The sequence below is a fragment of the Cupriavidus sp. 10L43_2 genome, assembly GCF_056395265.1.
Genome location: NZ_JBFTJE010000007.1, coordinates 63,822 through 83,075, shown reverse-complemented (window position 1 = coordinate 83,075; position 19,254 = coordinate 63,822). Strand labels below are relative to the sequence as shown.

The following is a 19,254-nucleotide window of genomic DNA, read 5'->3' as shown; positions in this document are numbered from 1 at the left end:
CCAACGCTCGCGTCTTAGCTGAACTTCGAGAAATCGGGCTTGCGCTTCTCGAAGAACGCCGAGAACGCCTCTTTCGCTTCCGGCGCCACCAGCATGCGCCGGAACACCTCGCCCTCCTCGCCCATCTTCTGCTCGACGGCTGCCACGTCGTCGCCCTTCATGAGCCGCTTGGTCTCGCGCAGCGACGACGCCGGCAGCGCGGCCAGCTTGGCCGCCTGCTGGCGCACGTAGTCCTGCAATTCGGCCACCGGCAGCACCTTGGTCACCAGACCCATCGCCAGCGCCTCCTGCGCGCTGAACGCCTCGCCCAGCATCAGCTTCTCGGCAGCGCGCTGATAGCCGACCAGACGCGGGAGCAGCAGGCTCGACGCCGCCTCCGGGCACAGGCCGAGCTGCGCGAACGGCAGGGACAGCTTCGCCGTGTCCGAGGCGTAGACGAGATCGCAATGCAGTAGCAGCGTCGTGCCAATGCCCACCGCCGCGCCACTGACCGCCGCCACCACGGGCTTGCTCGCGTGGCTGATCGCATGCAGGAACTGGAACACCGGCGCCGGCGTGCCATCCGCGCCGTGCGACGGCGGGCGCTTCATGAAGTCCTCGAGGTCGTTGCCGGCGGTGAAGATCTCCGGCTTGCCCTCGATCACGATCACACGCACGGCGGCGTCAGTCTCCGCCGCGCGCAGCGCATCGGCCATGGTCTGGTACATCGCGGCCGTGATCGCATTCTTCTTGTCGATGCGGTCGAAGCCGATGGTCAGGATGCCCTGGTCGATTCGTGTGGCAATGCTCATGTCAAACCTCGTCTGTCTCGTCTAGCTCATTGGGATGCCGCTCATACGAACGGTGGCGGCACTTCGGAAAGGTAACCGATGCTGAACGCGCCGGCGCCGATGTTCAGCGCCACGGTCAGGCTCATCGGGGCCAGCATCAGCTCCACGCCGGCGCGCTCGGCCGTGGCGGCCAGCGACTGCCACGCGGGCCACGCGCGCACTTCGTCGATATTGCCGGCATAGGCCACCGAGATGTCCGGCGTCAGCAGGCAGCCGGCCCGCACGCAGCTCTCGGCATGAGCCAGCAGCCGGCGGATGCCGTCCTCCTGTCCGCGCGCCTTGGCAATCGCCTCGGTCTCGCCCTGGTGCATGCGGATGATCGGGCGGATGTTGAACGCATTGCCCAGCATGTAGCGGCCCCAGGTGATGCTGTTCTCGCCCTTCTGCTTGGCGCGCGTATACATATAGAGCAGCTCGTTCGGCACCATGATCATGTGGGCGGCGTCGCGCAGGCGGGTCTCCACGGCATGGGAGATCGCCGCGGCGTCAGCGCCGTGGCCCAGCATGCGGGCCACCTCGCGCACGATCAGCGCCTGGCCCGGGCCGATGGCGCCGGTGTCGATCACGGTCAGGTCGAACAGGCCGCTGCGCCCGGCGTCCTTGCGCAGCTTGAAGCTGCGCGCCACGGTGCCGACCACGGCGCCGGTGGCGTTCGCGTAGAACTTGCTGCGCGTGCTGGCAATCGTCAGCAGGATGGCACGGTCGCAGCCGGCCACCACATGCTTGAGCAGATGGTCTTCCAGCTCGCGTTCGAGCAGGGGGATCGATTCGGCGTAGTGGTCCTGCTTGCCGACCAGGTACTGCTGGTACAGGTCGGGCAGCGCGGCTTCGTCGCGGGTGTCGACCACGAAGCGGTCGCCAGCGCGAATCCGGAAAGGGATGGTATGGACGCCCAGCGCGTCCATCATTGCGCGCGGCATGTCGCATGCCGCGTCGGCCAGAATAGCTGTCTCCTGCATATTATTGTGTTCCTCCGTATCAAGCGTTTCAGTGTGTGGCTTCTCCGTTCCATCGCACTACGTTCTTCACCTGATCAGAGGGTTCGGGACAGCCCACCCGCCGGGCTGTCCCCGTGGCGCGCTGCCCCTGGCGCGTTTAAACGCGCTCGAAGATACCGGCGGCGCCCATGCCCGTGCCGACGCACATGGTCACCATGCCGTATTTGAGGTTGTGGCGACGCAGCGCGTGCACCACGGTGGCCGAGCGGATCGCGCCCGTGGCACCGAGCGGGTGGCCCAGCGCAATCGCGCCGCCCATCCGGTTGACCTTGGCCGGGTCCAGCGCCAGGTCACGCATCACCGCCAGCGACTGCGCGGCGAAGGCCTCGTTCAGTTCGATCCAGTCGATCTGGTCCTGCGTCAGCCCCGCAGCCTTCAGCGCGGCCGGAATCGCTTCCTTCGGACCAATCCCCATGATCTCGGGCGGCACGCCGCGCACCGCGAACGACACGAAGCGGGCCAGCGGCACGAGATTGAACTGCTTGAGGATCTTTTCCGAGACCAGGATCAGCGCGCCGGCGCCGTCCGACGTCTGCGAACTGTTGCCGGCCGTCACGCTGCCCTTGTTGGCGAACACCGGACGCAGCTTGGCCAGGCCTTCCAGCGACGTGTCGGGGCGCGGACCCTCGTCCAGCGAGATAGTACGCGTCTTGACGCCGACCTGACCAGTGGCGAGGTCCGGGAACTTCTCGGTTACCTCGATTGGGGTAATTTCGTCGGCGAACTCCCCGGCCTGCTGCGCGGCCATCGCCTTCTGGTGCGACGCCAGCGAGAACGCGTCCTGATCCTCGCGGCTGACCTGCCACTGGGTCGCCACCTTCTCGGCGGTCAGGCCCATGCCGTAGGCGATGCCGACGTTCTCATCGCGCGTGAAGATCGACGGCGACATCGACGGCGTGTTGCCCATCATCGGCACCATGCTCATCGATTCCACGCCGGCGGCGATCATCACGTCCGACTCGCCCACGCGGATGCGGTCCGCGGCCATCGCCACGGCCGACACGCCCGAGGCGCAGAAGCGGTTCACGGTGATGCCGCCCACGGTGTTTGGCAGGCCCGAGAGCAGCGCGCCGATGCGCGCCACGTTCAGGCCCTGCTGGGCTTCGGGGATGGCGCAGCCCACGATGGCGTCTTCGATCAGCGCCGGATCGAGATTGGGCACCTGCGCCACGGCAGCGCGCAGGATCATGGCGAGCAGGTCGTCAGGCCGGGTGTTCCGGAACGCGCCCTTGGGGGCCTTGCCGATGGGCGAACGGGTGGCCGCGACGATGTAGGCGTCTTGCAGTTGTTTCATGATGTCGGTTCCTATTCTGGCCTGTTAGTTGCGCACCGGCTTGCCGGTCTGCAGCATGCCCATGATGCGCTCCTGCGTCTTGCCCGTGCCGAGCAGCTCGATGAACGCGCGGCGCTCCAGCGCCAGCAGCCAGTCCTCGCTGACCAGCGAGCCGGCTTCCACGTCGCCGCCGCACACGGCCTCGGCGATACGCGTGGCGATCAGGAAATCGTGGGCCGAGATAAAGTTGCCGTCGCGCATGTTGACCAGCGACGCCTGGATGGTGGCGATGCCCGAGCGGCCCGCCACCGGCACCAGCGCGCCGGGCACCGGGGCGCGGTAGCCGGCGTTGGCCAGCGCGCGCACTTCGCTCTGCGCCACGTACAGCAGTTCGTGGACGTTGAAGACGATGGTGTCAGTCGGTTGCAGATAGCCAATCTGCTGCGCATCGAGCGCCGAGGTGGACACCTTCGCCATCGCCGCCGCCTGGAAGCGGTTGGTCAGGAATTGCAGGTAGTTGGTGCTGCCCGCCGCCTGCGCCGCGCGCGCGGCAGCCAGTGCCGCCTCCTTGAGGCCGCCACCGGCCGGGACCAGGCCCACGCCCACTTCGACGAGGCCGATGTAGGTTTCGAGCGCGGCCACACGCTTGGCCGAATGGAGCATCAGCTCGCAGCCACCGCCGAGCGCGATGCCCGACGCCGCCGCCACCACCGGCACGGCCGAATACTTCACGCGCATCATGCCGTCCTGGAACTTCTTGACGAACGGCTCGATGCCCTTGGCGCCGCCCATCATGAACGCGGGCATGGCAGCTTCGAGGTTGGCGCCGGCCGAGAACGGACCGCCGGGCGCGCCCAGTTGCAGCGAGGTCGGCTGCCACACCACCAGACCCTTGTAGCCGGCTTCGGCCAGGTCGATGGCGCGCGTCAGGCCGTCGATGACATCCGGCCCGATCGTGTTCATCTTGCTCTTGAAGGACACCACCAGCACGTCGTCGGCGCCGGCGCTGGTCCAGATGCGCACCGCATCGTTCTCTTCGACAGTCTTGCCAGCCGTGCGCGGATCGGCCGCGTCGGTGCCGCGCAGCGCTGCGCGGAACACCTGGCGCTGGTACCCCGGCAGTTCGGCGCGCTGGACGAACGAACTGGTCGCCGGCGACCACGAACCCTTGGCGCTATGCACGCCCTGGTTCTCGGCCACGGCACCGCTGAACACCCAGGCGGGCAACGCAGCGTTCGACAGCGCCTTGCCTGCATCGACATCTTCCTTGACCCACTCGGCCACCTGCTTCCAGCCGGCGGCCTGCCAGTCTTCGAACGGGCCCGAGTTCCAGCCGAAGCCCCAGCGGATGGCGAGGTCCACGTCCGCCGCCGAACCGGCGATCTGTTCGAGGTAGACGGCGATGTAGTGGAACACGTCGCGGAAGACGCTCCACAGGAACTGCGCCTGCGGGTTGGTCGATTCGCGCAGCAGCTTGATGCGCTCCGCCGGCTCCTTCTTGAGCATGCGGACCACGATCTCGTCGGCCTTCTTGCCCGACTCCACGTACTGGCCGGTCTTGGCGTCCAGCACCTTGATCGCCTTGCCTTCCTTCTTGTAGAAGCCGGCGCCTGTCTTCTGGCCCAGCGCGCCCGCATCGACCAGCCCCTTCAGCACGGCCGGCGTCTGGTAGACCGGTGCGAACGGGTCGTTGGTCAGGTTGTCCTGCATCGTCTTGATCACGTGCGCCATGGTGTCCAGGCCCACCACATCGGCGGTGCGGAACGTGGCGGACTTGGCGCGGCCCAGCTTGGAACCGGTCAGGTCATCGACGACATCGAACGGAATGCCGAACTTCTCGGCCTCGGCGAACACGGCCAGGATCGAGAAAATGCCGACGCGGTTGGCGATGAAGTTCGGCGTGTCCTTGGCGCGCACCACGCCCTTGCCGAGCGTGGTGGTCAGGAAGGCTTCCAGGCGGTCGAGGATCTCGGGCTGCGTGGTGGCCGTCGGAATCAGCTCCACCAGGTGCATGTAGCGCGGCGGGTTGAAGAAGTGCACGCCACAGAAGCGGGCCTTCAGGCCAGCGTCGAAGCCATCCGACAGCGCGGTGATCGACAGCCCCGAGGTATTGGTCGCGAAGATCGCATGCGGGGCCAGGTGCGGGGCCACCTTCTTGTAGAGGTCGTGCTTCCAGTCCATGCGCTCGGCGATGGCCTCGATCACCACGTCGCACTCGCCCAGCAGGGCGATGTCATCTTCGTAGTTCGCGGCGCGGATCAGGCCGGCCTCATCCTTGATGCCGAGCGGCGCGGGCGAGAGCTTCTTCAGGTTCTCGATGGCGCGCAGGGCGATGCCGTTCTTGGGGCCTTCCTTGGCGGGCAGGTCGAACAGCACCACGGGCACGCGGGCGTTGACCAGGTGGGCGGCAATCTGCGCCCCCATGACGCCGGCACCCAGCACGGCGACTTTCTTGACGATGAAATTGGACATGCGCGCTCCTCAGTCTGTGAGCGTTGAGAGGATGTGAGGTACGGGCAGGCGCGGCGGCGGATGGCCGCGCGCGCCTGCCGGCAAATCAGAACAGGTCGGCGTCCAGCGCCATCAGCGTGGCCGAGCCGGCGCGCGCCTTGCAGATCTCCGCGGCGGTTTCCGGCAGCAGCTTGGCGAAGTAGAACCGCGCCGTGGCCAGCTTGCTGGTGTAGAACTTGTCGCCGCTGCCCTCCTTCTCGAGCGCGAGCTTGGCCATGCGGGCCCAGAAGTACGAGAACACCAGGTGCCCCACCACGCGCAGGTACGGCACGGCGGCCGCGCCCACTTCGTCCGGGTTGCCCATGGCCTTCATGCCGATTTCCATGGTCAGCTTCTGCACCTTGTCGCCGATGTCGGCCAGCGGGTTGACGAACTCCTGCATCGCCTCGTTGGTGCCCTCTTCCTCGACGAAGTCCTGCACGATCTTGCCGAACGCCTTCAGCTTGGCGCCCATGTCGCCCAGGATCTTGCGGCCCAGCAGGTCCAGCGCCTGGATCGTGTTGGTGCCTTCGTAGATCATGTTGATGCGGGCGTCGCGCACGTACTGCTCCATGCCCCATTCGGCGATGTAGCCGTGGCCGCCGAACACCTGCATGCCCTCGTTCGTCGAGGTGAAGGCGTTGTCGGTCAGGAAGGCCTTGATCACCGGCGTCAGCAGCGCCACGAGGTCGCCGGCTTCCTTGCGCACGGCGGCGTCGGGGTGCGACAGCTCGCGGTCGATCTGCAGCGCGGTCCAGTAGCTGAACGCGCGGCCGCCTTCGACGTAGGCCTTCTGCGTCAGCAGCATGCGGCGCACGTCCGGGTGCACGATGATCGGATCGGCCGGCTTCTCCGGCGCCTTCGGGCCGGTCAGCGCGCGCATCTGCAGACGGTCCTTGGCGTAGGCCAGCGAGTTCTGGTACGCCACCTCGGTCAGGCCCAGGCCCTGGGCGCCCACGCCCAGGCGCGCGGCGTTCATCATCACGAACATCGCGTTCAGGCCCTTGTTCGCCTCGCCCACGAGCCAGCCCCGCGCGCCGTCCAGGTTCATCACGCAGGTGGCGTTGCCGTGGATGCCCATCTTGTGTTCGATGGAGCCGCACTTGATGCCGTTGCGCTCGCCCGGGTTGCCACCGGCATCGGGGATGAACTTCGGTACCACGAACAGCGAGATGCCCTTGGTGCCTTGCGGGGCGTCCGGCAGGCGGGCCAGCACCAGGTGAATGATGTTCTCGGCCAGGTCGTGCTCGCCGGCCGAGATGAAGATCTTCGTGCCCGAGATCAGGTAGGAGCCATCGGCCTGCGGCTCGGCCTTGCTGCGCAGCATGCCGAGGTCGGTGCCGCAATGCGGCTCGGTCAGGCACATCGTGCCGGTCCACACGCCGGACACCAGCTTGGGCACGTAGGTCTGCTTCAGCTCCGGCGTGCCGTGGGCATGCAGCGCCTCATAGGCGCCGTGCGAGAGGCCCGGGTACATCGTCCACGCCTGGCCGGCCGAGTTCAGCATCTCGTACAGCGCGTTGTTGATGATGATGGGCAGGCCCTGGCCGCCGAACTCGGGGTCGCAGGCCAGCGCCGGCCAGCCGGCTTCGACGTACTGCTGGTAGGCCTCCTTGAAGCCCTTGGGCGCGCGGACCACGCCGTCGCCCTCGTAGGTGCAGCCCTCGCGGTCGCCGGGCTGGTTCAGCGGGAAGACCACGTCGGCGCAGAACTTGCCGGCTTCCTCGATAACCTGGTTGATGGTGTCCGCGTCGATGTCGGCGTGCGTCGGCATCGCCTTGAGTTCGGCTTCTGCGCCGAGCAGTTCATGGAGCACGAACTGCATGTCGCGCAACGGTGCGGTGTACTGGCCCATCAAAAACTCCTTGGAGGTTTGCGATGCCGCCACACGCACGCGCCGCGCCGCCTGAAGGGAGGGGGCGAGACCGTTGCCGGGGGCGGCGTCAGGTTCGGTAAGACTGAATCAGTTTGTTGAGCGCGACCATGGCAAGTTCGGCGCTGTCCGGCAGGCGCAGGAAACGGGCGTCGTGATGCAAGCCTAGTTCAAGGCTGTACATCTCGAACAGCATCGTGCGCGGATCGCAGTCCGCGCGCAGGTGCCCCTCTTCCTTGGCCTGGTCGATCGCGCGCATCAGCGCGGCCCGCCAGATCGTGACGCTCTTGACCAGCTCGTCACGCACCGGGCTTTCCGCGCGATCGTCGTACTCGACCGCCCCGCTGATGTAGATGCAGCCCGTGGTCACTTCCTGGATGCGCTTTTCCATCCAGCGCCGCACCATCGACCACAGGCGCGGCAGACCGCGTGGCTCGTGCAGCGAGGGGTAGAACACCTCCTGCTCGAACCGGCGGTGATACTCGCGCACCACTTCCACCTGCAGGTCCTCGCGCGAACCGAAATGCGCGAATACGCCGCTCTTGCTCATCTGCATGCGTTCCGCGAGGAGGCCGATGGTCAGCCCTTCCAGCCCGTCGCGGGACGACAATTCCAGTGCGGCATCGAGAATCGCCACGCGCGTCATCTCACCCTTGCGCAAGGGCGCGGGTGCGGCGGCGGATTCAAGACGGACTGACTGGTGTCGCATGGTGTTCTCTCCGTTCTCGCAGCGCACTTCCCGGGCGCTGCCTATGACCTGACTTTGCTTTGAACCTGGCATTGCGGCTGCCGTAAAGCCGTGGCAAGTCGCGAATGCACGCAGTCTAAGCCAAAAAAGAACGGTCGTTCAGATTATTCTGGCGAGGCCGTTTGGCATCAAGCAATTAATTAGACCGGGGTTTCTAAACAGACGGTGCGGGCCCTGCGTTGACCACGCATTGCAGCAACGGCTTAAAACCGCCCGGCACCAGCGCGCGCGGGATGGCGCGTGCGGCAGGGCAGCATGGTAACGCCACGCGCGCGGCCATACGTCGAGGCATTCAGTACCGCCCCGTCACCCCGGCGATGACGACGCCGACGCGCAACACATAGTAGGCCGCCCAGTTGGCAAACCGCCGCAGGCGCGGCAGGCCCGCGTGCGCCTCCGGCACCACGCGCGCGCTGCGCTGCGCCATGGCCCGTTCCAGGTGCCCGCGCAGGTCGTTCGCGAAGTGGGTGTCGTAGACGGCCACGTTGGCCTCGCGCGCCAGCAGCAGGCTGAACGGGTCCATATTGCTCGAGCCGACCGTCGCCCAGGTATCGTCGACCACGGCGACCTTCGCGTGCAGGAAGCTCGCCTCGTATTCGTAGATCTCCACGCCCGCCTCAAGCAGCGTGGCGTAGAGCGCGTGCGTGGCGAAATGCTGGAGCCGGTACTCGACCACCCCCTGGAGCAGCAGCCGCACCCGCACGCCGCGCTCGCGGCAGGCCAGCAGCGCGCGGCGCATCTTGTGGCCCGGCAGGAAGTAGGCATTGGCGAGGATCACGTCGTGCCGCGCCGCGCCCAGCGCGTAGAGGTACTCGCGCTCGATCGTGCGGCGGTTGCGCAGGTTGTCGCGCAGCAGCAACGCGGCCGGCACGCCGCCCGGCTGCACGTTGCGCCGCGCCTGGCGGGCGGCCGTGGTCAGCGTCTCCACCTCGGCGAAGGCCTCGGCGGTCTCGCGCAGGCCGCGGCGCTGGGCGATGCGGAACCAGAGCCGGGCCGACGCCAGCGCGATCTGCGCGACCAGCGGCCCGGATACCCGCACGGCGAAGTCGTAGCGTGGGCCGAGTTCGGGCAGGTCGAGCGGGCCGTGGTTGTGGTCGTCGATGATATTGATGCCGCCGACGAACGCCACGCTGTCGTCGATCACGGCCATCTTGCGGTGGAGCCGGCGCAGATGCCGGCGCGCGAACTTGAAGCCGCGCAGTGGCCGGTAGATCTCGAGCTTCACCCCGCCGGCCCGGAGGCGCTGTTGCAGGGCTTCGGGCATGTCGCCGGCGCCGAAGCCATCGACCACCAGCCGTACGTCCACGCCTCGCTGCGCTGCAGCGATCAGCGCCTCGCTGACGCGCTGGCCTACCCCATCATCGGCATAGATATAGGTCTCCAGCACGACGTGGCGGGTGGCCGCGCCGATGGCGGCGATCAGGGCGGGGAAGAAGGTTTCGCCATTGCGCAGCAGTTCCACGGCATTGCCGGGCACCGGATTGCCGCGCCGGCGGCCCCAGCGCAGCAGCGGCGTGCGAAGGGCGGCGCCAGCCGGCGCTGCCTTGGGGGGAATGGGCGGCGCCGGAGCCTGGGGCGTCGAGGCAGGTGTGGGGCGGTCGACCCGGTCGTAGATCCGTGACATGGCTTGATTATCGGATAACGGGCGGCTCCTGCACATCGCCCTGGCCAACTCTGCTATTGTCGGGCCATTGTGTGGCGGAAAACGGAAAGAATTGTGAAGGTATTCGGCATCGCCGGTGCGTCGGGCAGCGGCAAGACCACGCTGCTGGACCAGCTGATTCCCCGCTTCGTGGCCGACGGCCTGCGGGTAGCCGGCATCAAGCACACCCACCACGGCTTCGACCCCGACACCCCCGGCAAGGACTCCTGGCGCATGCGCGCGGGCGGCTGCGAGAACGTCGTGCTGGTCGGCGCGCGTCACCTGACGCTGATGCGCCACTACCCGGAATCGAAGCCGTCGCCCGAGATCAGCGAGGCGCTGGCCGTGCTGCCGCCCGAGACCGACCTGGTGCTGGTCGAAGGCTATAAATGGAGCGATTTCCCCAAGCTCGAGGTCTATCGGCCCGCCCACGGCAAGCCGCCGCTCTGGCGCGACGTGCCCGGCGTGGTCGCCGTGGCGACGGACGCCCCGGCCGAAGTTGCCACGCAAACGGCGCTGCCGGTACTCGACCTCGCCGATCCAGACGCCATCTACCACTGGATCCGCACCGCCCTCATCAGCCTGTAACCCCGGGGCACTACGCCTCGGGAATCGCCACCCGGCGGGCCAGCTCCGCCACCAGCGGCACATGGTCCGAACGCTCGGCCCATTCGCGGCCGGTCAGCGCCTGGGTGCGCTCGATCTCGAATCCCCGTACGTAGATCCGATCCAGCTGCCACCACGGCATATGGCTCGGAAACGTGTGGATACGCCCGCTCTTGGCGTGCGCCGACTCCACCGCGTTGAGCGTGTTGCAGATCTGGGCGTCCAGCCGATGGTTCCAGTCGTTGAAATCGCCGGCGATGACCAGCGGCGCATCGGCCGGCACCACGGCGCGCACACGCTCCACCAGCGCGCTCGCCTGCCGCGCCCGGCTGCGCGCGAACAAGCCGAAATGCACGCAGATCAGGTGCGCCTCCACGCCGTTGATGTCCGCCACCGCGTGCAACAGGCCGCGCTGCTCGAAGCGGTGATCGGAGATATCGAGATTTTCCGACATCAGGATCGGATGCCGGGACAGGATCGCGTTGCCGTGATGGCCGTGATCGTAGACCGCGTTGCGGCCGTAGACCGAATGCGGATAGGCGTCGGTGGCCAGATAGTTGAGCTGGGTGTGGTCAGGGTCGAACAACTCGGCGGCAACCAGCCGGTCGTTGCGGTCCTGGACTTCCTGCAGGAAGACGATGTCCGCGTTCATGGTCTGCAGGCCGGTGCGTACATTCTGGATGCGCGGCTTCCCGCTGAACCCCTTCACGCCCTTGTGGATGTTGTACGTGACCACGCGCAGCTTCATCATGCCGCTCCCGAGGTGACGTCGAGCCCCGCCGCCGCCCGCCAGGCCAGCTGGCGCACCGCTTCCGCATTGCTGCTGGAAAAGCAGCGCTCGGCGGCTTCCTGCCAGGGCAGCCACGCGTAGCGCAGGTGTTCACGCGGCGCTAGCGTCACATTAAGAGGTGCGGGCACGCACAGCCCGAACCAGTGCTCGGTGTTGCGTGCCACCCCGGGCGCGTAGCGGTGGCGCCACTGGGGGTAGATGTCGTACGTGATGGTGTGTTGCCAGTCGGTCAGGCTATGCGCGCTGGCGATGATGCCGGTTTCCTCGGCCACCTCGCGGGCGGCGGTCACTGGCAGCGGTTCGTCCTCGGCGTCCAGGCTGCCGGTGACCGACTGCCAGAAGCCGGGCCGGTCGGCGCGCTCGATCAGCAGGACTTGCAGGTCTGGCGTGTAGATGACAACCAGCACCGATTCGGGAATCTTGTAGGGCATGGGGCGCGTTGGAAGGACAAACCCAAGGATAGCGCAAACCCCTCCGCTCAGGCCGCCGAGCGATCGGCGGCAGGTGCCGGCATCCCGTCTTCCGGCTTGGCGTGGCGCAGCCAGGTCTCGAAGACGTCCGGCGAATCGCCATGGCCCCACGCAGAACGCAGTTGCTGCATCAGCGGCGCCAGCGCCTGCGTGTAGCGCTGCGAGGCCACGTGGGCATGCTCGGCCAACGCATCGGTGCTCTCGCGCAGTTGCGCGGCCAGCTCGGCACGTTCCTGCCCAATGTCCTTCTCGCGCTGACCCAGCTGGTTGTACTTCTGGATCAGGAAGCGCTGGTAATCGCCCGCTTCCACGCCTTGCGCGGCCTGGGCGTTGACCTGCTCGAAGCGCATCACGATGCTGGCGGTTTCCTGTTCGACATGGGCGGCTTCCGCCACCAGCGCCTGGAGCGCCTCCTGAAGCGTCAGCGCCTCGCGGCGATGGGTCTGGAGCCGGGCGGCTTCATCCTCGAACGTACGCTGAGCGGTCAGGTAGGCCTGCACGACCGGTTGCGGGGCGACGACCAGCAGCGGGTCCGCGCCACCGGCACGCCGGCCGGTCAGTAGCGCGTCCTCGGCCAGGCGCAGGTTGCCGACATCCTCGAGCCAGCGCCCGCGGGCCATGACAGTCGCCACGGTATCGAGCGACAGGCGGCGCAGCGCATCGGCACGCTGGGCCGTGACCGGCTCGGCGCCATCGGGGCCTGTAGCAATGGGATGCGCCGTCTGCGCCGCATGGGCGATATCGGGCACGCAGGCCGCCACCGTCGTCGCCACCGATTCGGACATCGCCTGTGCCGACTTGCGCACCGCGCGACGCAGCTCGAATTTCGCCAGCAACATCATCACCAGGCCAGCCACCAGCCACGTCAGGATGGTCTCCGCATGCGCCTGCAGGAACTGGCGGATTTGTTCGATATCGAGGTTCACAGATTCGTCCTCCCAGACGGCGCGGCACGGTTGATTATGGGTTTTTCAACCTAGGGAGACATTGTTGCGGGAGGCTTCGTTCCTATTCGTAACAAATGGAAACGAGATTATTGGTGTTCGAGGGCGAAATCCCCGCGTACTATCGACGTTTGTTTCAATTCAAGCAATGGGAGCCATCGCCGAATTCAGCGGCTGCTCTGCGCCGGAGGGCGCGATCAGTTCTCGCGGCCTCAGATAACCGCTGTGGTCCACGCGCAGAAACCCCGCGCGCGAGTCGTGGATGTAGTGGTCGAACAGTCGGAGCAGGCCCGGCGACAGCTTCGGGGGATTCAGCCAGGCTTCCCAGTAGGCGGCTTCCTCGTTGGACAGCGGCTGGTTCATCGGGCTGCGCGGACCGCCGGCCGCATCGATGGTGCGGTCGTATTCACTGCGGTTGGTCTTCCACAGCTCGGTCAGATAACTGCGCCAGTTCATCGTGTCCATTTCGACCTTCAGGCGTTCATGAAACGCCTGAATGCGTTGCAGCTGCGCCTGTACTTCCGGGTCAGTCGAACACACGTTCTTGTAGATGTCACAAGGCTTCTGCTGGAACCGCCCCTTTAGCCAGCCATAGTAAAGGCGCATGTGTCCGAAGATCTGCGCCTCGAGCGTGCCGCCCGCCTCGATATGGCCCATGTACTCGTCGAATAGCGCTTTGACATCCTCGTCGTATTCAAACAGGTCATGGACATCCTTGGTGGCGAGCGACGGCGCAGTGAATGGCACACCGCTGATGGCGCCCTCCACGCGCATGCGGTTCAGGGCGATACGCGCCAGCAGGTCGGAACGGGCCTGTTCGCCGGGGCGATAGCCGCCGCCGATGTCAGAGTGAACCCCGGGCCAGATCAGCTTTTCAACCGGTGCGCCGCCATCGTGCGCTCGCGTCAGCGGGAAATAGGCCCGCAGCTCGTGTCCGGCCGCGATGTGAAAGCATCGCTCCACCTGATCAGGAATACGCATCCACATGTCGCTATTGAGGTTGTGCCCCGGCAGCCCGACGGACTCGACGGTATCGAACAGACCCAGAAACCGGATATGCAACGGCGCGGCTTCACCATCGACTGCTGTGCGGCAAGGCCAGAAGGGCGCGCCATGCCGCATCTCGCATTGTGTCAACAGCCGGTGTACAAAGGCACGCGCAAGCGCCGCGCCGCGGGAGAAGCCAAATACGGCGATATCGATGCGGGTGACTTTGTGGTTGGCTTTCAATCTATCTCGAAGATCTGCCTCGGCCAACGCTAATCGCGCATCTGCGCCCAATCCGGCTCCCCCGCCCAATGTCTCGCTGTCGCGAATCCATTCCCACCAGCTTGGATTACTGGCATCTAGCGGTGTGCCAACGCCTGGGTAGTAAAACCTCCAGATCAGCGGTCGTTCCTCGTCGTGTCCCGCATAGAGCCGTGCGATGTTGGACAACTTCTTCGCCGGTTCGTCCAACTTAAGGTTGTTTCCTGTGCCATCAAAAAAAAAGCTGAACCACGGCTTCTGCTCGCAGGTCGAGCAGGTCGTGAACGCTTCGTCGTGCAGCATCGTGGCGGTCTTGAGCGCCCGATGGAAAGTATCGTGGCTATCGGTGAACCAGTCTTGCATCGTTATTCTCCCTTTTGGCGCATTACGCGCGGGCCAACAAAGAAAATTCTGTCCATCCGCGGATTTCCGGGGCCTAGATCGCCGTCCCCAGAAAGCAATTCCGTCTCGATCTCATGATTGGGGAAGAATCGGACCACTAGATAGCTCTGCAGCTTGTAGCCCGGCTTCGGCATCGTCCCTTTCACGACGACATCCCGGCTGTAGGTTTTCCACATGGACTTGTCGTCCTGACGTCCGCCCACTCGCCATACGACCTTGATCGTCTGACCGACACCCGGCATCCGCGAACAGCATATGCTTCCACTGGTTCCCCCTCTGGAGAATTCCTTAACCTGTATACCGCCCACTCCGGTGTCCTTGCCTGAGACCGTCTGAATCCAGTAGTCGTAGATATAGTCCTCGGTGTAGTTCGCGGCCCACGCCCCCGCCCTGACATCTCTTCCCGACTGGCCCATCGCGCACCCACCGAGCGTGACCAGCACCATCACAATCAGCCCGCATGCAATCCGTCTCATTGCTTCATCCCCCGTTCCGAGGGTGAAGCGAGTTGGTCCAGGACCGGCCATAGCAACGGATCGATACGTTTGCTCGCGCGGCCGGCCTTCAGCTCCTCGTCGGAGATGTACTCAGCCTGAATGGTGGCCGCGGGAAAATCATTCATGAACCGGAGGATGAGGTGCGAGAACTGATTGGGGTCGGCTGGTGCCTGCCCGGTCAGCACAGCCGTTCGCTTGATGTGCTGGTGTTCCCCCATGGTTGGGCTCTTCCAGTAAATCGTTATTGGCGCGCCCGGCTTCGGTAATTCGTAGCAGCACCTTGCTGGCCCTACCCCGCCCGACTCGCGCGCGCGGACGGGTCCCGCAAGCCCGACACGCTCTTTGGCGCCGGTGTCAATGAGCACGGCTGAAACCTCGAAGTCCGTATAGTTGACCATCAGGACGCCGACCTTCTTCAACGAACCGGCTTCAACGTGTTTGGCAGGCTCTGTCGAAACACTACCGGACGCACACGCGCCAAGAAGCAGCGCAATGGATGACAGCGATATCGTTTTCATGATGATGTGTGGCATGCTGAATTACTCTCCTTTTATTGCGCTGCCCGGCTTCGGGTCTTCAGCGTGCAGCGTGATGGAGACCCCTCGACCGGGTCCAAATTTGACGATTGCCAGACCGGTGTCCCTGGCCTTGGGAAGTTCACCTGTCACCTCGACTTCAACAGCACATTCCCAATTGGCATAGTGTGCGATCCATCTGACAGTGGCCTGCGCTCCCGGCAATGGCATCGCCACGGCGGGGACGTCCATCTCGACGGGCGCGTGCATGGTCCCTTGCAGTTCGCCGCACAGTGAGGACACCTGGCTGACGCCGCCGCATTCAAAGTGCAGGCAAATATCGCGTTGTCGATACTGGTTGCAATTCAGCACCCGCACGCGTATCTGCACGCAACCCTGCTTGCGCAGCTTTTCCTGATGCGCCTGGGTTGCCAGCTCCCCCGCACGCCTCATGGCAATTTCGCGTGCCGCTGGCCAAACGCCTTCATCCAGCGCGGCGTACGCATCGATCAGGGCGGGCCTTGTATTGCGAAGCCGGGTCAGCACGTCTTGCACCGCAGGATGTTCGTCGTAGGCCGCGCCGTAACGAAGCCCGTAGGCGGCATACACGCCAAGATCGATCTTTTCGGTAATGCCATACGACATGGCCTTCTCGACAAGCGAAGTTATGCGCTGCAGTTGCGCACTGGCACGGCTCCCATGCAGTTGCGACGGATCGAATGTTTGCAGCCAGGCGAGCACCTGGGCAGGTGCGCCGGCTCGATCGAGGGCATTCATTACGTCCTTCGGTACGGGAAAGGCGTCCCATGCCGGCGGCAAAGGCAGGTTTTCGCCGGCAAGCTCGACCAGTTCTCCGCACGGATCGCGGCACCACCACGCGAGGAACGGCCCGAACATGTAGCGGCGTGTCGCCTCAGGCAACGCGCCATGCAGCACAGGCAGGTAAGCCGGTTGATGGAAGAAGAACCATGCGTCCACATCGTCCGGCCCGAGCCGTGCGTGGAGCAAGGTTTGCAGATGCCCGATGAGGGCCGCGGCGGGATGTATCGTCCATATCCACGACACGGTTCGGCAATCGTCCACGCTCAGGTTGTTGAGCGAGTGGTACAGGGTGCGGGACGCCACACCGTCCGGCTCTGGGCAGGCAAGCAGGAAGGGCCCGGTTTCCGTGAGGTCATCCAGTCCGGTATCGCTATACAGCGCAAGACGGGTTACCCGTTTCAGGGCGTCCGATAGCCGGAGCTGATCCCGATGGCTGACCGTGGAGGTATCGATCAGGGCGTAAAGCCGCGCCTGAGGATGCGCGGCCTTCAGGTTGGTGTACTGGGCGCGGAACCGCGCCAGCCATGCGTTACGAGCTTCAAGTGGCATGAAAATCTGTCGTCGTGGCGCCCGAGGGCTAGAAGCGTGCAAACGGCATGCCGGTGCGGGCGGCATCCAGGGCGCATGCCGTTGCCGCCGGCTTCGGCAGCACAGGCAGATCGGCGGGGATGCTGGCCGGTCCCTGGCGAACGTGTGCGGCGGCCTTTGAGATGCGGTCGCCCCGTGTCGCGTCCTCAATGCCCGTGCAGGTCAGGCGCAGATAGGACCCTCCGCACTTGAACAGCAGTTCGTCTTTCGCCTCGATGACGACGCGCCCGTTCGAACTGGTAATGGTGGCGTCCTTCTCGGAAGCCATCTGGATGGCCCCGCTTTGCGCCTGTATCTGCACGTCTCCACGCACGGCAAACAACTTGACGCCCATTCGGTACGCGAGCAGCGACAGCACTTCTCCGGCCACGATGGCGACATTCCGCACTGCATTGACGTTGAATCGGCTGGACGTCGTGACGCTCACATCCTTGCCCGCCGCCACCATCACGCGGTCAGGCGTGGCCAGGCCGATACCGTTAGGCGCGGACAGCGCGATAACCGCCCGCTTGAGATCCGCCAGTTCATCCTTCAGCCACTGGTTCTCGGCTTTCATGTCCGCCACTTCCGCCTGGGCGGCCCGCGCAACCTGCGCCAACTCCTGGGCGTGCGCCTGCGTCAATTGGAACTGGTCCATCGCAGGCGTCATGTCGTTCTGCTTGCCCAGCGCCTTCTTCTGCATGTCCGCCGACACGAACAAGCCGCCGCCTGCGCGCACCGCGCCTTGCGCGTCGGTACGCAACTCGAATCCCTCGCCACGCCGCTTCCACTTGCCGTCGACCATATGGCCAAGCGTCAGCTGGGTCTTGCCGGAGTGTTCGGTGGACAGCTTGATATGTTCCTGCCCCTCCCAATCCTCGAGTTCGATCTTGTTGTCGCGCTGCGTGCGGATGACGTTGCGTGACAGCCATCGGTCCTGGTTGGTAATCAGGTCGGGCTGGCAGCTGTTGTGGTGGACATGGGCGATGTACGGCTTGTTCGGATTTCCGTCCCGGAACGCGATGGCGGCCTCTGTGCCATCGATCAACGGGAAATGGAAGCCTGTCTGGAACGCGCCGGCGAACGGCTTCGCCAGGCGCAGCGGCACGCATTCTCCACCGCCTGGCCATGTCTCGAAGTCGAACTCGAAGCGAACTGTGTAATAGCCCTGTGGCGTCAGGTAAGCATACGGATACTTGCTTGGCGACGTGATACGGGCGCTCAGCGTGCCCGGTATCTTCGGCCAGTTGGCTTCATCGAGCGGCAGCCGGAAGCGGCGGTCCGAGGGGATCGATTTGAAGGAATTGCGATAGGCCGCATCACGTGCGCCGCTATGAATGACCTCGATGATGACCTGCCCGTGTGGTGCGTCGGGCAGGTCCTTATCCATCCTGAGGATTCGCGCCGGACGCAGCGCCAGCACGCTGCTTTCGCCTTCATAGACCACCTGGCCGGCAACCTCCGCTTCATGACGCAGCTGCGCCTCCCATTTCGCGCCCGCCATGTCCAGATGATGCGTGCCGAAGACGTAGGGCCGGCCGTAGGTGGTCTTGTCACTGCGCGCGACGTTCGCTTCGCCCTGGATAGGCTCCCACGCCAGATCGGGGTTGTAGTCGGCCACCAGAAACGATTCGGCAACGGCTTTCGCGTGTGTGCGAAGGCCATGAACGGCCTCCACACCGGATTCCAGCCCCGCCGTCTCGCGATAAGGCACATGCAGTTGAGGCTTGTAGATGTAATGGTCAATGTCGTCGCCGAACACCAGAAATTCGCCGAACTCTCCCGGGATGAAATAGCTATAGATCCCTTCCTGCTCCATCAACAGCCGAATGTATGCCCAATCGGACATCTGGTACTGGAAACGGAACTTGTGCTGCGGATACTTGCGCAGGAGCTTGAAAGCGAACTGATGGCCGAGCAGGCCATGGCGTCGCAGGATGGCCTCGATAATTTCCGGCGCGGTCTTGTGCTGATAGATGCGGGTCGCGCGCGTGAGGCGCAAGCGGGCTACGAGCGGCTCCAGGTCTATCTCATACCCGTGGAAGTCCCGCGTCTCGGCCGTCTTGGTGAATCGTGTGATGCAGCCCGCAAACGTGCGGGGTTCCGTCCCGTCCCCGGGATCGATCACGAACGTGGCCGGCTTCCCAACGTAATCGGCGCGGCCCTGCTCCAGCGGGTGGGTCAGTGCGACCGTCACCACATACGGCTCACCTAGCCGCTCCACCGTCTTGAAGGACACCACGGAAAGCGCAGCGGCGCTCAGCGCGCCAGGCACTTCCAGACGATAGGCCTGCCGGCCCGTTTCCCCCTTGCGCAGGGCGCTGCCATCAGACGTCCTTCCTTTGCTCAAATCCGCCACGGTTCCTTGCTCCGTTCTCAAGCCATGCACAGCGTGGTTGCGCTGCGCGGCGCACATTACGCCGTTTTACCTGGGCTGCGAACCTCAATGGCATTGCAATCCACTGCAACATTGAGCGAAGTCAATAGAACCGTGCCACTCGGCCAACCTTTGTGCGCACACCACACGTGACTGGCTCGG

The 19,254-nt window shown here is 65.1% G+C and carries 16 protein-coding genes; 1 reads left to right on the top strand and 15 read right to left on the bottom strand.

Translation table 11 applies throughout. From position 1 onward, the window contains the following. Positions 1-14 precede the first annotated feature (14 nt). The 7 genes from AC1DEL_RS12450 to clsB all read right to left on the bottom strand — a co-directional run bounded on the left by AC1DEL_RS12450 (position 15) and on the right by clsB (position 9,836). The gene (locus tag AC1DEL_RS12450) at positions 15-791 is read right to left on the bottom strand and encodes an enoyl-CoA hydratase (protein WP_092291847.1); all 777 of its coding nucleotides are present in this window, start codon (positions 789-791) and stop codon (positions 15-17) included. A 41-nt stretch (positions 792-832) separates the two neighbouring features. After that, complete coding sequence (locus tag AC1DEL_RS12445; RefSeq protein ID WP_477125806.1) at positions 833-1,789, bottom strand: DegV family protein; 957 nt, start codon at positions 1,787-1,789, stop codon at positions 833-835. A 136-nt stretch (positions 1,790-1,925) separates the two neighbouring features. Beyond that, complete coding sequence (locus AC1DEL_RS12440) at positions 1,926-3,125, bottom strand: acetyl-CoA C-acyltransferase (RefSeq protein WP_092291843.1); 1,200 nt, start codon at positions 3,123-3,125, stop codon at positions 1,926-1,928. A 21-nt stretch (positions 3,126-3,146) separates the two neighbouring features. Beyond that, positions 3,147-5,573, bottom strand: a complete 2,427-nt coding sequence (locus AC1DEL_RS12435) for a 3-hydroxyacyl-CoA dehydrogenase/enoyl-CoA hydratase family protein (RefSeq protein ID WP_477125805.1) — start codon at positions 5,571-5,573, stop codon at positions 3,147-3,149. Positions 5,574-5,658: 85 nt separating this feature from the next. Beyond that, a complete protein-coding gene (locus AC1DEL_RS12430; protein WP_477125804.1) occupies positions 5,659-7,446 on the bottom strand; it encodes an acyl-CoA dehydrogenase C-terminal domain-containing protein in 1,788 nt (595 codons plus the stop codon). An 88-nt stretch (positions 7,447-7,534) separates the two neighbouring features. Beyond that, a complete protein-coding gene (locus tag AC1DEL_RS12425; RefSeq protein ID WP_092291837.1) occupies positions 7,535-8,125 on the bottom strand; it encodes a TetR/AcrR family transcriptional regulator in 591 nt (196 codons plus the stop codon). A 379-nt stretch (positions 8,126-8,504) separates the two neighbouring features. Beyond that, on the bottom strand, positions 8,505-9,836 hold the full coding sequence (clsB, locus tag AC1DEL_RS12420) for a cardiolipin synthase ClsB (protein WP_441644837.1): 1,332 nt from the start codon (positions 9,834-9,836) through the stop codon (positions 8,505-8,507). 93 nt (positions 9,837-9,929) lie between these two features. Between clsB and mobB the strand changes: the two genes are divergently transcribed. After that, positions 9,930-10,442 (top strand): molybdopterin-guanine dinucleotide biosynthesis protein B, encoded by a 513-nt coding sequence (gene mobB, locus AC1DEL_RS12415; protein WP_092291833.1) that lies wholly within the window; start codon positions 9,930-9,932, stop codon positions 10,440-10,442. Positions 10,443-10,452: 10 nt separating this feature from the next. Here mobB and AC1DEL_RS12410 read toward each other — a convergent pair whose 3' ends face one another. The 8 genes from AC1DEL_RS12410 to AC1DEL_RS12375 all read right to left on the bottom strand — a co-directional run bounded on the left by AC1DEL_RS12410 (position 10,453) and on the right by AC1DEL_RS12375 (position 19,074). Continuing rightward, positions 10,453-11,211 (bottom strand): endonuclease/exonuclease/phosphatase family protein, encoded by a 759-nt coding sequence (locus AC1DEL_RS12410; RefSeq protein WP_177219860.1) that lies wholly within the window; start codon positions 11,209-11,211, stop codon positions 10,453-10,455. Continuing rightward, entirely contained in the window at positions 11,208-11,681 is a 474-nt protein-coding gene (nudB, locus tag AC1DEL_RS12405) for a dihydroneopterin triphosphate diphosphatase (RefSeq protein ID WP_092291829.1), read from the bottom strand. The genes AC1DEL_RS12410 and nudB overlap by 4 nt, the downstream gene beginning before the upstream one ends. Before the next feature lie 47 nt (positions 11,682-11,728). After that, positions 11,729-12,646 (bottom strand): hypothetical protein, encoded by a 918-nt coding sequence (locus AC1DEL_RS12400; RefSeq protein WP_477125803.1) that lies wholly within the window; start codon positions 12,644-12,646, stop codon positions 11,729-11,731. A 159-nt stretch (positions 12,647-12,805) separates the two neighbouring features. Further along, a complete protein-coding gene (locus tag AC1DEL_RS12395) occupies positions 12,806-14,275 on the bottom strand; it encodes a T6SS phospholipase effector Tle1-like catalytic domain-containing protein (RefSeq protein ID WP_477125802.1) in 1,470 nt (489 codons plus the stop codon). A gap of 2 nt (positions 14,276-14,277) precedes the next feature. Further along, entirely contained in the window at positions 14,278-14,790 is a 513-nt protein-coding gene (locus tag AC1DEL_RS12390) for a DUF3304 domain-containing protein (RefSeq protein WP_246119050.1), read from the bottom strand. Continuing rightward, positions 14,787-15,344, bottom strand: a complete 558-nt coding sequence (locus tag AC1DEL_RS12385) for a DUF3304 domain-containing protein (protein WP_144203205.1) — start codon at positions 15,342-15,344, stop codon at positions 14,787-14,789. The genes AC1DEL_RS12390 and AC1DEL_RS12385 overlap by 4 nt, the downstream gene beginning before the upstream one ends. 6 nt (positions 15,345-15,350) lie before the next feature. Beyond that, on the bottom strand, positions 15,351-16,697 hold the full coding sequence (locus AC1DEL_RS12380; protein ID WP_477125801.1) for a DUF4123 domain-containing protein: 1,347 nt from the start codon (positions 16,695-16,697) through the stop codon (positions 15,351-15,353). 28 nt (positions 16,698-16,725) lie between these two features. Beyond that, a complete protein-coding gene (locus AC1DEL_RS12375; protein ID WP_477125800.1) occupies positions 16,726-19,074 on the bottom strand; it encodes a type VI secretion system Vgr family protein in 2,349 nt (782 codons plus the stop codon). Positions 19,075-19,254 lie beyond the last annotated feature (180 nt).